This window comes from Bradyrhizobium sp. NC92, from assembly GCF_025200865.1.
In the GTDB taxonomy this organism is placed as follows: Bacteria; Pseudomonadota; Alphaproteobacteria; order Rhizobiales; family Xanthobacteraceae; genus Bradyrhizobium.
The window spans coordinates 5,020,309-5,033,486 of record NZ_CP104171.1 but is presented as its reverse complement, the minus strand read 5'-3'; the positions used below and the strand labels follow the sequence as shown (position 1 = coordinate 5,033,486).

15 protein-coding genes and 1 pseudogene are annotated in these 13,178 nt (G+C 58.2%); 7 read left to right on the top strand and 9 right to left on the bottom strand.

The genetic code is table 11. The features are described 5' to 3' along the window. Positions 1-14 precede the first annotated feature (14 nt). The 3 genes from N2602_RS23650 (at position 15) to N2602_RS23640 (ending at position 2,578) form a co-directional block, all read left to right on the top strand. Positions 15-1,307, top strand: a complete 1,293-nt coding sequence (locus tag N2602_RS23650) for a hypothetical protein (protein ID WP_260379610.1) — start codon at positions 15-17, stop codon at positions 1,305-1,307. 38 nt (positions 1,308-1,345) lie between these two features. Continuing rightward, on the top strand, positions 1,346-1,729 hold the full coding sequence (locus N2602_RS23645; RefSeq protein WP_260379609.1) for a hypothetical protein: 384 nt from the start codon (positions 1,346-1,348) through the stop codon (positions 1,727-1,729). Positions 1,730-2,377: 648 nt separating this feature from the next. Then, on the top strand, positions 2,378-2,578 hold the full coding sequence (locus N2602_RS23640; RefSeq protein ID WP_260379608.1) for a hypothetical protein: 201 nt from the start codon (positions 2,378-2,380) through the stop codon (positions 2,576-2,578). Positions 2,579-2,596: 18 nt separating this feature from the next. Here N2602_RS23640 and N2602_RS23635 read toward each other — a convergent pair whose 3' ends face one another. Both N2602_RS23635 and N2602_RS23630 read right to left on the bottom strand, forming a co-directional pair. Next, on the bottom strand, positions 2,597-2,809 hold the full coding sequence (locus tag N2602_RS23635; protein ID WP_260379607.1) for a hypothetical protein: 213 nt from the start codon (positions 2,807-2,809) through the stop codon (positions 2,597-2,599). A 13-nt stretch (positions 2,810-2,822) separates the two neighbouring features. Further along, on the bottom strand, positions 2,823-3,041 hold the full coding sequence (locus N2602_RS23630; protein ID WP_260379606.1) for a hypothetical protein: 219 nt from the start codon (positions 3,039-3,041) through the stop codon (positions 2,823-2,825). Between N2602_RS23630 and N2602_RS23625 the strand changes: the two genes are divergently transcribed. Next, positions 3,029-3,250 carry a hypothetical protein gene (locus N2602_RS23625; protein ID WP_260379605.1) on the top strand — a complete coding sequence of 74 codons (222 nt, stop codon included), beginning with the start codon at positions 3,029-3,031 and terminating at the stop codon, positions 3,248-3,250. The two genes, N2602_RS23630 and N2602_RS23625, sit on opposite strands and share 13 nt — an antisense overlap. A 543-nt stretch (positions 3,251-3,793) precedes the next feature. Here N2602_RS23625 and N2602_RS23620 read toward each other — a convergent pair. Both N2602_RS23620 and N2602_RS23610 read right to left on the bottom strand, forming a co-directional pair. After that, entirely contained in the window at positions 3,794-4,774 is a 981-nt protein-coding gene (locus N2602_RS23620) for an acyltransferase (protein WP_260379604.1), read from the bottom strand. 505 nt (positions 4,775-5,279) lie between these two features. Beyond that, positions 5,280-5,471, bottom strand: coding sequence for a DUF3606 domain-containing protein (locus N2602_RS23610; protein ID WP_260379603.1), 192 nt, complete (start codon positions 5,469-5,471; stop codon positions 5,280-5,282). Positions 5,472-5,687: 216 nt separating this feature from the next. Here N2602_RS23610 and N2602_RS23605 point away from each other — a divergent pair, with 216 nt between their 5' ends. Together N2602_RS23605 and N2602_RS23600 are read left to right on the top strand one after the other, a co-directional pair. Continuing rightward, positions 5,688-5,846, top strand: coding sequence for a hypothetical protein (locus N2602_RS23605; RefSeq protein ID WP_260379602.1), 159 nt, complete (start codon positions 5,688-5,690; stop codon positions 5,844-5,846). Positions 5,847-6,515: 669 nt separating this feature from the next. Then, the gene (locus tag N2602_RS23600) at positions 6,516-6,833 is read left to right on the top strand and encodes a DUF1648 domain-containing protein (protein ID WP_260379601.1); all 318 of its coding nucleotides are present in this window, start codon (positions 6,516-6,518) and stop codon (positions 6,831-6,833) included. 209 nt (positions 6,834-7,042) lie between these two features. Here N2602_RS23600 and N2602_RS23595 read toward each other — a convergent pair whose 3' ends face one another. From N2602_RS23595 to N2602_RS23575, 5 genes and pseudogenes are all read right to left on the bottom strand, one after another. Beyond that, complete coding sequence (locus N2602_RS23595; RefSeq protein WP_260379600.1) at positions 7,043-7,600, bottom strand: dihydrofolate reductase family protein; 558 nt, start codon at positions 7,598-7,600, stop codon at positions 7,043-7,045. A 257-nt stretch (positions 7,601-7,857) separates the two neighbouring features. Continuing rightward, positions 7,858-9,114, bottom strand: a complete 1,257-nt coding sequence (locus tag N2602_RS23590) for a serine hydrolase (RefSeq protein WP_260379599.1) — start codon at positions 9,112-9,114, stop codon at positions 7,858-7,860. A gap of 401 nt (positions 9,115-9,515) precedes the next feature. Continuing rightward, positions 9,516-10,961 carry an IS1182 family transposase gene (locus tag N2602_RS23585; protein ID WP_260379597.1) on the bottom strand — a complete coding sequence of 482 codons (1,446 nt, stop codon included), beginning with the start codon at positions 10,959-10,961 and terminating at the stop codon, positions 9,516-9,518. A gap of 203 nt (positions 10,962-11,164) precedes the next feature. Further along, positions 11,165-11,368: pseudogene (locus N2602_RS23580) on the bottom strand (transposase); the annotation flags it as partial. A gap of 102 nt (positions 11,369-11,470) precedes the next feature. Beyond that, positions 11,471-12,202 (bottom strand): phosphotransferase enzyme family protein, encoded by a 732-nt coding sequence (locus N2602_RS23575; RefSeq protein ID WP_232995436.1) that lies wholly within the window; start codon positions 12,200-12,202, stop codon positions 11,471-11,473. Positions 12,203-12,399: 197 nt separating this feature from the next. On the opposite strand from N2602_RS23575, the gene N2602_RS23570 reads away from it, so the two are divergent. Continuing rightward, the gene (locus N2602_RS23570; RefSeq protein ID WP_232992873.1) at positions 12,400-12,900 is read left to right on the top strand and encodes a GrpB family protein; all 501 of its coding nucleotides are present in this window, start codon (positions 12,400-12,402) and stop codon (positions 12,898-12,900) included. The last annotated feature ends 278 nt before the right edge of the window (positions 12,901-13,178 follow it).

Here is a 13,178-nt window from a genome sequence, read left to right as displayed (position 1 = left end):
GATGCCTTGAATCAATGGCTAAGAAGAAATTTTGGAATGAGAGAGCATTAATCATCCTCGCCGCGCTTGCGGTGTGGCTCTTCGTGGGACTTCCCTTCTATCACCACTCGGCAACCTCCTCGCCCGGCACGTCGCCAACCGAAGAGTGTTTTCGCACCATGTTCGGAGTATGCCTCGTCATTCCGCCCGAAAGCGACGGAGGCATATTCGGCTTCGCTGAATTCGTGCAAGCTTTCGCATTGCTGGTCCTGATCTTTACGGTTAGCGGAGCACGCTATCAATTCCGGGTTGAAACTGCCCCAATCCCACTCTGGAGTCTCACTTATTGGAGTTCAGCGACAATCGGAGCCTTCGCGTTGCTCTCAGACTTGTGGTTCGCGCAACGCTATCCGCTGCCCTGGTTCCTTTCGAGTCAGGCATACTGGCAATTTGTATTGGGCCTGTTGTTTCTCTCGCTCGCCTTGATTTGGCTCTGGTATGCCTACATCCGTCCGCCGCAGTTCGGAAGAAGGAATGCCTACAGGTTCACCGGCGCGGTTTATCACTACGTTATGCAGGGCGATGGCAGCGACATTTCTATCGTGGCTGACGAGCTTGGGCGCGCCGCTCATTCGATCATCGAAATGGCATCAGCGGCGTTCGATCCACGACATCTTCGGCATCGAGCTGAGGTGGGACAACCAAAAGCCGAAGATTACGCCTGTGATCTGCTGCTGATCCTTGGAAACAGGAGGTTTTGCCGACACGTCGCCAGCAGCGCGCCAAATACCGCGATTGCTTTGTTCCGCGCTGTGGCGGAGAAGAAGCAATACAATATTCCCATGTCGCAATTTTCGTCAGCACTGACGACAGAGGCAATCGTCAATAAAGACTCTATGCTGTATCACGAGGACGCAGGTTATTATTCAGGCTATTTCGGATATCCATTGCGGCGAGCGGTCATCTCTTTTGCGCGCAAGAACTACCTTGCCTTGGTTGAACGCCAGCCCAAAGTTGCCGACGCGGTTCTGATTGGCTCTATCTCGTTCGACAAAGAGAGGAAGCAGCTTGTAAAGACGTATCAAGCGGGACTGGCTCTAGTAGCCCCAACCGTTACCCTGGATTTGACGGAGCCCAAGGAACTAATTGCTAGCGCTCGCGCTGATGACAAACCAGAAAGAATGACGACGACGACGATTTCGAACAATTGCTTCTCGCCAATAGGCGGGAATGGAACAGTTTCTGGTTCTGGCGCGATAAGCCGGTTGGCGAACGCGGTATTGCTCGCGATATTCTCCTGGAAGCTGGAGTCAAAGTTGATGACTTAAGGTCGGTCGATCCAGACCCGCCCGATTGCGAAGCAACGTTGGACGGCCAATTCTCTGGCATCGAGGTGACGGAGCTAGTTCACCGCGCCACGCTCGAACGATCCATCAAAGCGGTGAGACAGCGTTCACGAGGTGAAGAACCAAAAAAGCCCGAAGCCTATTTTATCTGGGAACGCGATGACCTGCTTGCAGCTCTTCAAGCACTGCTGGTGGCAAAAAACTCGGCAAAGCTAACCCGATCTTACGAACGGTATGTGCTGGTCATTCACACCGACGAGATGTTCTTGGATAGCGTCAACGTGGAGCGTTTCTTGAAAGGCGCCAGCTTCGACACCACCATGATAACCCATGCCTTTCTTGGTTTGTCGTATGAGCCCGGCAAAGGCTATCCGGTGTTCCCTCTTGAACTAGTCCGGCACTGATGAGTCGAGCCGCTACACGTTCGCTGCCTCTTTCGAACGCCGAAGGCGCGCAACCCGTCGATGATCGCGCCATAGTCGGTCTGCGGGACGGCCTTGATCCACTCGTCCGCGCGCTGCTCTCGTTCGTTCAATGCAGCCCTATTGGCCGCCAACCGCGACTGCACGAAGCCGGGCGCGGTAACGACCATGTTTTAGGACGCCCAGCCCACATGGAATTTGCAATGGCATCCGGGCAACGGGAGCAACGCCCAGGCGTTCATCCCCAACGGGTCTCCAGTATCAGCTATTACCACGCGCCAGCCTCGCGACAGCGCGACGGAGCTTGATTTCAATGCACCGAGCACAGATCAACTCGCCGTCGCCAGCCGGTGGCGCAAGAACGGTCAGCTCTTCTAGCGCGAACTCTTCTTCGCAGTGATCGCAGCGCGGGATTTGGTGCATTCGCGTATTTGCTCACGTGCATGTGGCGGAATTCAGAAGGCTGGTCCGTACTTGCGTCAGCTCGTTCCAAATGCGGAACGAGGTGAAGAACTCGCGGCCGTTGCAGATTTACACCCCGCTTAGCCATTCGAGATACTAAGCTCGTCCCGTCGATTGAGATCACCGAAAAATATTTCATGTCTACTTCACGGACAGCGGAGACGCAAAATGTTTGATGTCTATCGCAATGACAAGCGCGAGTTGCTGGTTCTAAGCAACGGCTCTGCAATACCCGTTGTTTGCTCTCAGAATAAGTGGCGCAAGAGCAGAAAGAGAGTTCTCAAAGTCAGCGACGAGATCAAGTCGGCCGTTCAGAGACAGGGCTATTACGTTCGCAGCTTGCGGGTCACCAAGGTGCGTATGATGTAGGTCGGAGTAGTCGGCGGCTTAGCTCGTCGCCACGCCATCCAACCGAGCCAACCCAGCCTCGATCACGATGATATCATCCTCGATCTGCTGAATGGTTGCCCGGCAATCAAAAACGGTGCGTGCCTTTAGGTCCACGGCGAGCTTCCGGCGCTGCATGCGCAAACTGTCGAGAGCCGCCCTGTCCTTCAGGCTGACGTAACCGTCCACAATAAGTTCGATTGCTTTTGGCATTCTCCGACCAGTCCTAATCACCCACCCGCAACGCTTCACGCGCGACACTCTTCACAACGGTACGTTTTCGCAGGTCGTGTCCGGTTGCCGTCAAATGGGACCCAATGATCAGGCCGAGCCGCCTTAATGTCAGGAGGGCAAGAGGGTCGCACAGTTCAATGGAAAGTCCGGCTCCTAATATCGCAATGGCACGTTGTTGATCGCTATCGAGATCACCCCATGAAATATCCATCACGCGACTCCGCGCCAAAAAATTATCTAGAATCCAAACGCGAGCCTGATTTGCCGCAGCATAGCCATGGCCGCGTCGGTGTATCGACCGTTGGTTATGTATTGATCCACCTGCGCTGTACTAATCAGCGCCACAACGAATACCGTGAAGCCCTTAAACATTGGGCCTCTCCTACAAGAGACCGCCAACCGGGCGTGATGAAGTATTAGACTGTTCTCATAATGCGATGCTGCATATTGCGCCTATGCGTAAATGGTGCCAGTGACCAGTAACCAATCCCTTAACCGGTGCGACCTTTGGATGCGCGCGCCGTGGGATGAGGCTAAAGCGCTGCAACGTCCGTTGCCGGATTACGTGCTGAGCATCGCGAGCGTGAACCGATAAGCGGAGATACGCACCCGCGTCCGATGTCGGCCGGAGAACAGACATGACAGTGGCTCGTACGCTGGTCTGCTGAGGGCCAGAAGTTGACATGCAACTATGGGCGCTGCATCCCAATTATGAAGTGGACCTCGGACAATTACGCGCGCCGAGAGTGAATTAATGGGTGGATCAACGCGGCTCAACTTTCTGAAGAACTGTCTGCCAAAAAAAACCGGTTGTGAAAGCCAGTATGGTGTCCGGAAGCGTGAGCAAAGGAGAGGTGATTTGGCTCAGCAGCCCGCCAAATGTTGGGATGGCAAACAACATGGGGTATACAAATTGCCATCTGTCTACTTGGATCCCTGCGCCTGGTTTACTGGGATCACTCTTCAACTTTTCTCGTTGCTCGATTGCAAGGCTGAGTACTCTATTGGCCAGTGCCAGAGGTAGATTGAGTACGACCAATCGCCGACCCGCTGCACGGCAGCGGTTCTAACGACGCGCCATTGCCCATTAGCGGCGATGACCAGCGCGGCACCGGCGATCGGCAAGACGGTCAAAGCACCTGGCCAGCGCGACTCCGGCAGCGGCGTCACAATGCATATCCCGAGTAGCAGCCAGCCACCGATTCCGATCGAAGTTCCTGCTGACCAAAGAAGCGGAGTGGGACGGTGGCGGCGGGCAATCTCCAACATCGCGATGATGCCGCCCACCAAAGGCTCCCAAGCTCGAGCGCGTAACGAGAAGAAGCTCGACCCCATCGCATCGTGATGGCTCTGCCACAGGCACCATGCCAGGGATGTGACCGAGCCTATTGATAAGACCGTGATCGTCGTGCGGAGGAAACTTGATCTAGGCGATCGGTGCCAGATCAGAGAAAGGACCAGAGGCAGCCAGATATAGAACTGCCACTCTACCGCGAGCGACCAAGTATGCAGAAGCGGCTTGGTCTGCGCGGCAGTTGCGAAGTAGCCATGGTCGGCATCGAAGGCAAAGTTGGACAGGAAGAGCAGCGCTGAGCACGCGTGCCGCAGATGTCTGAAATATTCTCCTGGGAGCGTAAGAAACCATCCCGCGACGACAGTAGCGATGACAACAACGACCAAGGCTGGGTAGATGCGACGAAGCCGCATCGTCATGAATTGGGGATATGAATATCGGCCGGCAATCAGGTCGTTCACGACCTTGCTCGTCATCAAGTATCCGGTGATGACAAAAAAGACGTCGACACCCACAAAGCCGCCAGCAAATCCCGGAAACTGAAGGTGATATCCGAGTACCGAAATTACCGCGAGGGCTCGTAACGCATTAATGTCAAAACGAAAACGTGTATCGGGGCCCCCAACAGGGCTCCGCAACTCAGCATTCACCTCTCGCTCCCCAGCCGCGAAGATTGCGGGGAAACTGGATCAACCTGCGGCTGAAATCAATAGGCCTTTGTGACGAATGCGGGTACGTAGTATCCCGGCTTGCTTACGAAAGCGCGTTTAGAACTCTAGCAATTGCCGGGTGAGTCCGATTCTTGACTTTGATCCAGTCCTTCGACCGCCCCGCGATACAGCGGCGGTCCCTGCGCTTAGAGACCAAGCCCTCAAGACTGAGGTTGCATGCGGCGCTAAAGAGATCCGGGCCAATCTCGCCGATCTCGAATCTCGAATGGCGACGAACATGCCGTCGGGCCGTCCCCGCAGCAGCCGGGCCATGTTGGTGTTTCGCCGCGGCCCGCAGGTCATCGCGGCCCAGCGCGAGGATGTCGAAGTGTAGAGCGGCACCGTCTCTAAGGCATCGGCAGGAACTTCCAAGAAGCTGACGGAGTTGAGAGTTGTGTATGCCGCCTGCTCGGGACATGGCTAGCTACGCTCGTCCAAGCGGTCCTCATTGCGCATCTGCCTCTTTGCCCAGCTCCTTACGGACCGTAGCTGCGGAGTTGCCCACCTTGTCGATTGCTTTCTGTAGCTTTTCGCGAGTTACGCCGAGCGCATGGGTCCAATACTTCACCTCATGAGCCTCATGCATGTTTATTTTGCTGCGATCGGGCTGACCTCGCTTGGTGAGATTATCGGTCACGTTCATCCTCCCTATTCGCAATAGAGAACGCGGTCGGGAAGGGCACGTTCCTTTGCTCCAACCCTCAATCGAGCTGGCGGTCCTCTCAAACGATCAGGGCGGCAACATGCCGATCACTCGCTTGCTTTCAGGCAGCAGTGTTACGCCGGAGCAACGACACGTCATCGAGCTCGCGTTCAATGCGGCGCTCCGCAAGCTGGCCCTGAGGCGAATGATATGACCGATGCCGTGGCTCTGACCGAGTTGACCATCCGCGACATCAGGGTGCTGGTAGAGCAGGGAGCCCATTCGGCGCGCCGATGTCTTGGCAGCGTGCAGCATCTGTCGCGCTTATACGCGCTGATGGTCCTCGGTGGCAGGCAGGCCTCTCAGTAAGCGTTCGATCGCCCGCCGGTAATCCTCGGCCACTTTTAGAAGGGCTTCCCGCTCGATCTCCAGGGGAGCCGCAGCCGCTTGCTCGCGACAGGCCCGCTCCAACCTGCGAAATTCTCGGAGCTGTCCGTTCAAGCGCCACCTCCTCAAATTCAGAAATATACGCGTTTGCCAAAAATTCCCGAAATGTCAAAATCCGCGGGTTCTCGCCATAACATGCTACCTACGTGTGCAGCAGGGTGCTGTTCTAATTAGGACCACCCTCATTAAATTTCGGACCCTCTATCATTTGAGACTCTGCGTGTGAATTCCAGGCCCGAGATATCAACCGGCGCGCCGCGTTGAGTATGGCGTGTCGGCGGCCTCGGTGCGTCTCGGTTCCAGCCCCGGAGATGCCCGGGGCCGTTCCTGAGTTATGGCGTGCCCGAGAGGATGTTCGACTGGCGGAAAGAGGCCTGAGGCGGCCTTACTCATAAATCACGTGCTTAGTTTGGGTGCTCGAGATGTCCGCTCATCCGTCAACAGCGGGACTAACAGCAGATGAAGGTCCCCCGATGGGCCAGAAGCCGACTTCGGGTAGCTGGAAAGCAGACCGGGCGGAAAGACAAGCATAGATTGCGGCGCGCTTCGTCTCGCGGTAGGCTTGCTTGCTCGTTTTCTGAGGCGCAAAACATGTTACCCGCAGATTACGTTTTTGGTCTGGCTGTTGCGTTGGTTGTCACCTTCAACCTATATTTTGGACGCCGTATCGAGCGCGAACGCATCGCGATGCAGTGGGGACGCAACGGCGAGCCAACATGGTACGCCCCAAAATGGTTCGCTATGTGGGGAATGGTTGCCTTCATGGGAGCTGTTCGGCTCTTTATTTGGCTGGCTTCGACCTATGCGCCGCAAAGTGTGCACGGCGTCGAACTAGGAATAGTCATTTTCTCCGTGATCGCCGCAGGCTCCCATCTGTTCGTTTTGATGAAGGCGCGAGCGGCACACTGAACGAGCCCGCGCAAGTCGGCTCCGGGTCAAAACGCGAAGAACTCAGGTTGAGCAAATCTGGTCCGCTCTGGCTCAACGAGCGGACTACCGACCGCCGAGGCGCAACTTCGCCGATGGGGCCAGAAGCGGACGTTGCCCACTAAGTCTGGGGCCTGATCAACCGAGCTCCCATGGCAGACGCAGGGAATGCCATCTTGCGCGGCTATGAGTCAGCGGGCGCGCCGGTAATGCATGGCGACCGCGCCGCTGCGGAGCGCCTCGGCCGAGATCAGTTCGAGCCGTCGGGTGCTGGGCAGCCCGCTCTGGTAGAGGGTCGGGCCGTGGCCGGCGATCCTTGGGTGGACGAGGAGCTTGTACTCGTCGATTAGATCCAGCCGGTCCAACTCGGTCGCGAGCTTGCCGCTACCGAGGAGCACGCCGGCCGGGGTCGCGTCCTTGAGCCTCAGCACGCCCCTGCGGAGGTCGCCGGCGATGTGGTGGCTGTTAGTCCAAAGGAAGGTATTTCGCGTCGACGACACTACGTACTTCGGCTTGGCCTCCAGCTTCACCGCCCACTCGCGTATCGCCGGCGGCACCTCCTCGTTGCCACGGGCGACTGCCGGCCAGTAGCTCTCCATCATCTCGTAGGTGACGCGACCCCACAGCATCGCCCCGGCCTCGTCCATAAGGCGGGTGAAGAAGGCGTGCGTTTCGTCGTCGGCAATACCCTCCTGGTGGTCGACGCAGCCATCCAGGGTAACGTTAATGCTGAAGGTCAATAGTCCCATGCGGCGAGTCTAAGCCATACAATGGAGAACGCCTAGGCCGATTGCTCGCGGTTGATGTTGAACTTCTGCAATGGGTCAAAAGCGTCGATCCAGCGCTCCACTGCTAACATCCGGTCTACCCCTGTAAACCGACATGGTAGCGGCACCGCCCCAACGGCAGCGATGGGCCAGAAGCGGACATCGCAGCTCATTCAGCTTTTCTATTCCGACGTCGAGGGGCGGAGTGGACCGCTCTTCCCCTGGGAGAAAAGGTTGCATCACCCGAACTGCGCGACCACGGCCGACCACAGACGCCAGATTTCGGGGGACTTTTCATCGACGGCGGTCTGCACCATGACCAGCTTCGAGGGCGGATCAACGAGGATGCGCTGACCGAGGTGCCCCAAGAGCGCGAATTGCCGTCTGCTGCCGGGAAACAGGTAGACTTGATAGCCGTACCCGAAGCCTCCCTCGGCTTTTGCCAGATACGTCTCGGAGGCGCGCACCGTGGTCGCATCAATCATCCACTGTGCAGGTATTATCTGTTTGCCCTCCCACGCTCCGTCGTGGGCCAGCAGACGGGCGAGCCGCGCGTAATCGCGCAGTACCGCGTTGAAGAACCCGTGCGCTACCTCACGGCCTTCCGCATCAATCAGCCATTTGGCATCCGCTTCCGTGCCGATCGGCTGCCAAACTTTTTCCTGGAGATAGCCGCACATTGATTGACCGGTCGCGTAATGCAGCACGAGACCGAGCACGTCCGTCTCGATACTGGCGTAATGGAATCGCGTCCCCGGCGGCGCGATCCGTTGGTCGAATTGCGCGATGCTGGCAACGGTGCCTTTTTGGGAAAACCAGTGTTTGCGCACCATGTCGCCCCACAGGCGATCGAGGTCGTCTCCGCTGCCTTTCGCTTCATCGTTCTCTTCACCGAACTTCACGCCAGACGACATGTGCAGCAGCGCGCGGATCGGCGTTGCACCGTATTCCGTGCCTTTCAAGCCGGGAACATAGGTCTCCGCAGTATCTTCGATCGACTTGATCGCGCCTTCCGCGGTCGCGATCCCTATCAGCATGCCAGTGATAGATTTTGCCATCGACTGCGATATCAGCCGGTCTCGATCGGTGCGGCCGTACTGATAGCACTCAACCAGAATCCGGTCGTCCTTAGCGATCAACAGGCCCGTCACCGGATTGCGCGACAGATAATCCGCAAGCGAAGCGCGGCTTCCCTTGTACTGATAGCTGACATCCGCCGGCGTTCGCTTGAATGGCCAGGCCGTGGCCGCGCGATCGACGTGGCGTGTCGGGAATATCTCATCGTAATGACTGAATGCGCCGACGCGGTATTTTGGCGAGGCCGGATTGCCGGGCTGGAAGATCCGCCACCGGTCCTTGATCGGGTAGTTCTCGGCCGCGCCGTAAAGTTCGGCGTCCGGGCCGTCGGCGGAAAAGGACGGACCATCACCGATTTCGGCAGCCCAACTCCATTTCGCCGACGCCGCAACGCAGGTTGCCGCAAGTCCGGTCAGCACAGAGCGTCGCGAGAGTGCTTTCCCGGCGCTGCTATCGGACTTTAAAGGACTTCTCATTGCTCATTGTTCCAAGCTACGGCTGCGCCGCTTGCAAGGTGATAAAATCGCGCCTTCGCGTACCTGGCCCATCCGACCTCGAAATCGCTGGAGAGGGGCAACTGCTCCTCACCGCGAATGCTACGGCGAGTAACATTGAGCCAAGCAGCGTGCTGTGTCAATGGCATACAGCTTTTGAGCGAGGTCCGCTTCGGGTCTTGGCTGTGTGCAAACGGATGGTCGGCACGCGGCCGTGGGTCGCCAATCATTGCAGGCGGCCGATGTTCTCGCGTCGGATCGTCCAATGACCGGCCAAAGTAGGTATCGCGACGCGGTATTGCGCTTTTGGACGCACTTTCCGGGCTTCAGGCGGCGCGGATGGCTGCAATCAGGCGCGGTTTGCCGACGATGTTCATCACCCGTGTGAGGTTATAGGCGAGAACATGCAGCGCCATTTCGGCGGCGACGTTCCGTAGGCGCTTCATCAGGAAGTGGGTCGCCCCCATACGGGCCTTGATCGTGCCGAAGGGATGCTCGACCGTCTCGCGCCGCCTCCGCATGGCGTCGGGGTCGGAATCGAGCCGTCTCTGGACCTCCTCGACCACATGCTCATGCTCCCAGCGTGTGATGCGGCGCTCCTTGGACGGCGTACATTGGCTCTTGATTGCGCAGCCTTGGCACGCTGCTGTCGACCAGTAACGGCGCAGCGTCATTCCATGCTCGATGTTGGTATAGCGATAGGGCAGCACCTGGCCGGACGGGCAGCGGTAGACGTCCTCGTCAGGTAGATAGGCGAAGTCCTGTTTGCCGAACCGACCCTCCGCCTTGGCGTTCGACGTCATGGGCTTGGGCAGCGTGACTGCAACGCCAGCCTCTTTGCAGGCCAATATCTCCTCTCCGTCGAAGTAGCCACGGTCGGCGACCGCCTCGAGTTTGTCCACTTCGAGCACTTCTTTGGCTTGCTTCGACATCCGAGCAAGCTGCCCACGGTCATTGCCGACGTTTATGACCTCATGCGTAACAATCAGATGGTGTTCGGTGTCCACCGCGACCTGGACATTGTAGCCGACGACACCCGATCCGCGTCCACTGGTGGCCATCGAACGGGCATCCGGATCGGTCAGCGATATCTGTTGATCCGGCGTCTTGCGCATCTGCGCATCGAGCACTTCCAGGCGGCCCATCTCCTGCTTCAGTCGAGCGATCTTTTCCTTAATCCTCGTTGTCTTGATGCTGATCGCTTCCGATGGCTCCTGCCGATCGGCGCTATCCAGTTGACGCAGATATCGCCCGACGCTTTCCTCGATCTGCGCCATCCGCCTCGCCATCTTGGCATGTGTGAAGTTGCGATCGCGGTTGTTCACTGCCTTGAACTTGCTGCCATCGATTGCGACGCTTGGGGTCTGCAACAGGCCCATTTGCCGGCATAGCGCAACGAACTTCGCACAAACCTTCCGAAGCGCCGCACCATTGTCCTTCCGGAAATCGGCGATCGTCTTATGATCGGGAGCCAGGCGGCCGATCAGCCACATCACCTCGATATTGCGGCACGCCTCACGTTCCAGGCGGCGACTGGATTGCACCCGATTGAGATAACCGTAGATGTAAAGCTTCAGAAGGACTGCCGGATGATAGGAAGGCCGGCCCGTCTCCTTGGCGATCACACGCTCAAATCCCATTCCATGCAGGTCGAGCGCCTCGACAAACACGTCGATCACATGGACCGCGTTGCCCTCGTCTACCCAATCCTCCAGACATTCCGGCAAGAGCGTCAGCTGGGATCTGTCCGCGCCTTCAACGAAGCGTCCCATCCGTATCCCCCCATTAGGAAACGGAGGAATCGTAACCGACTCGCGGCTTTTCACACAGCCAGGGTCAAAAGCGTCGGCCTAGCGCTCCACCGCAAACGTCCGATCTACGCCTCTGAGCCGACATGCAGCGGCACGGCTTGCCACCCGACGGCATTGCTTGATCCTGTTGAAGAACCGCTCGATCTGGTTGCGAGCGCGATAGAGACACCAGCCCTCCGCCACCGGACGAAACGGTTGTCGCATGTAGTGTACGGACCAAACGCCTCGGGCAGATCACGCCAGGGTGCTCCGGATCGCAAGACCCAGAAAATGCCATTGAGCACACGTCGGTCGTTGACCCGAGGAATGCCACGCCGCAGCATCGGCTTAATGGCAGTCCATTCATGATCGGCGAGTTCGTAACGCATGATTCGAGCCCCCAGTTGGGGGTTTGAATCACGGGGGTCTGGCCCAGCGCAATACTCCTGGCCCGGTCCAGGAACCCGGCGCTGTCGAGCTGCTGCAGCTGCTCAGACCGCTCGAACTTGGGCAAGCCGCTTGATCGCGAACGCGTCGTCCCAGCAGACGGCGGCTTCCCATGCGGCCGACGCTTGCGCGGCGATGTCGTGCGCGCCGCCATCGAGACCGGCAGCGTTGTGGGGCAGCACCAGGTCGAGATCGGGGACGTCAACATGCGACTCGTCCCAATCGATCAACCCGACCCGATTTGCGGTCATGCGGATGTTGCGCGGGTTGGGGTCGCCGTGGACGACGCAGGTCTGACGTCCGACGAGCCGCGCCCACGCGGCTCGGCATCGAGCAACGCCCTCTGGCGGCATTGCGCCGAGGTTGATCCTCGTCCCTGTTTCGGTGTGCAGGAGGTCAGTCGACGATCGCCAGCCCGGACGCTGCGGCCACCCCGCCGTCAACCGATGCAGCCGGCGGAGCATGTCGGCCACGCGACGCCAGTCGGCCTCCGTCTCTGGCGGTCCGCCCTCCACGTATGTCATCACCACCAAACCGTCCGCGAACAGCCGGCCGTCTGTCGTCGGGATCGGCACCGGCACGGTCAGACCTCCACGGTCGAGATGTTTGAGGAGCTCAGTCTCCCACCTGAGATCAGCATCGCTCCTCGCACCGAGACGAGCGACCGCGAGGCGCCCTTGAACGCGCACGCTCCACACGTCGTTGGCGACCCCGCCGGCCAGGGGCTCGACGCGAGCTACGTCTTCACCCCACTGCCCGAGTGCCTCCCATCCCATTGGCGACATCAGGGGTACTCCTCGTCGCTGACAAAAGACATTCGGCGAATGTCACCTTTTGGCCGTTCGTAGCGCATGATTCGAGGCCCCATTCGGGAGCTTGAATCACAGGTGTCGGACCAACCACAATGCGCAATGCTTGACTTGCCGTTCGCTGCGATCTTGGCTGAGTTCGCGTTTCAGCATATTATTGAGTTATGTCGCTCACCAGCCCAATCAAGCCTTATGATCCGACGTGGCCGGAGCAGTACTCGATAGAAGCGGCGCGACTGAGACCGATTTTCGGTTCCGCGTTGATCGGCATTCATCACGTTGGGAGCACCGCCGTACCCGAATTGGCGGCCAAGGGAGAAATCGACGTTCTCGCCGTGGTGAAGTCAGACGGTGGGCTGGAGGATTGGAGCGGATCATTAGTCGCGCTAGGTTATCGTCGCGGGGGCGATCTCTCCTCTGGCCACTATTTCTTCAAGCGCGACGTGAACGGCGCCCGCACTCACAAGCTTCATGTGTGCTTGGATGGCCACGGACAGATTGCGCGTATGCTGAAATTTCGAGATCACTTGCGCAAGCATGCAGAGGACCGATCGAGATATCAGGAGTTGAAGCTAAGGCTGGAGCGCGAAAATACATCGGGTATTCAGCAGTACCTGTTGGCCAAAGAGCCGTTTATCCGAGACATTCTAGCCAATCTTGACTGATTGCTCCTGGCCCGTCGTTTGCGGTGCCAGCACAAGGTAGTCGTTATCGGAGCAAAGCGGACATGCTTTATGAGTACGCGCCCTAGCTCGTTAAAAAGTCCGCCTTGGGTCAATCGCGACGGTCGCGCCCCATCGCTATGAAGTCCGGTCTACCCCTTTGAGCCGACGTGTAGGAGAAAGGCTGATTTAGTCGCGAAGGGCCAACAGCGGACTCGCCGACACCCCCGGTAAACCCGTCAGGGTAGCTGTCATTTCGATTGTCCCGTAGGAGTAATCTC

What these genes read in the sequence shown, in the direction of transcription:
- N2602_RS23650 (WP_260379610.1), top strand. Translation starts at nt 15, where the DNA reads ATGGCTAAGAAGAAATTTTGGAATGAGAGAGCATTAATCATCCTCGCC.
- N2602_RS23640 (WP_260379608.1), top strand. Translation starts at nt 2,378, where the DNA reads ATGTTTGATGTCTATCGCAATGACAAGCGCGAGTTGCTGGTTCTAAGC.
- N2602_RS23635 (WP_260379607.1), bottom strand. Translation starts at nt 2,809, where the DNA reads ATGCCAAAAGCAATCGAACTTATTGTGGACGGTTACGTCAGCCTGAAG.
- N2602_RS23625 (WP_260379605.1), top strand. Translation starts at nt 3,029, where the DNA reads ATGAAATATCCATCACGCGACTCCGCGCCAAAAAATTATCTAGAATCC.
- N2602_RS23630 (WP_260379606.1), bottom strand. Translation starts at nt 3,041, where the DNA reads ATGGATATTTCATGGGGTGATCTCGATAGCGATCAACAACGTGCCATT.
- N2602_RS23605 (WP_260379602.1), top strand. Translation starts at nt 5,688, where the DNA reads ATGACCGATGCCGTGGCTCTGACCGAGTTGACCATCCGCGACATCAGG.
- N2602_RS23600 (WP_260379601.1), top strand. Translation starts at nt 6,516, where the DNA reads ATGTTACCCGCAGATTACGTTTTTGGTCTGGCTGTTGCGTTGGTTGTC.
- N2602_RS23595 (WP_260379600.1), bottom strand. Translation starts at nt 7,600, where the DNA reads ATGGGACTATTGACCTTCAGCATTAACGTTACCCTGGATGGCTGCGTC.
- N2602_RS23585 (WP_260379597.1), bottom strand. Translation starts at nt 10,961, where the DNA reads ATGGGACGCTTCGTTGAAGGCGCGGACAGATCCCAGCTGACGCTCTTG.
- N2602_RS23575 (WP_232995436.1), bottom strand. Translation starts at nt 12,202, where the DNA reads ATGGGATGGGAGGCACTCGGGCAGTGGGGTGAAGACGTAGCTCGCGTC.
- N2602_RS23570 (WP_232992873.1), top strand. Translation starts at nt 12,400, where the DNA reads ATGTCGCTCACCAGCCCAATCAAGCCTTATGATCCGACGTGGCCGGAG.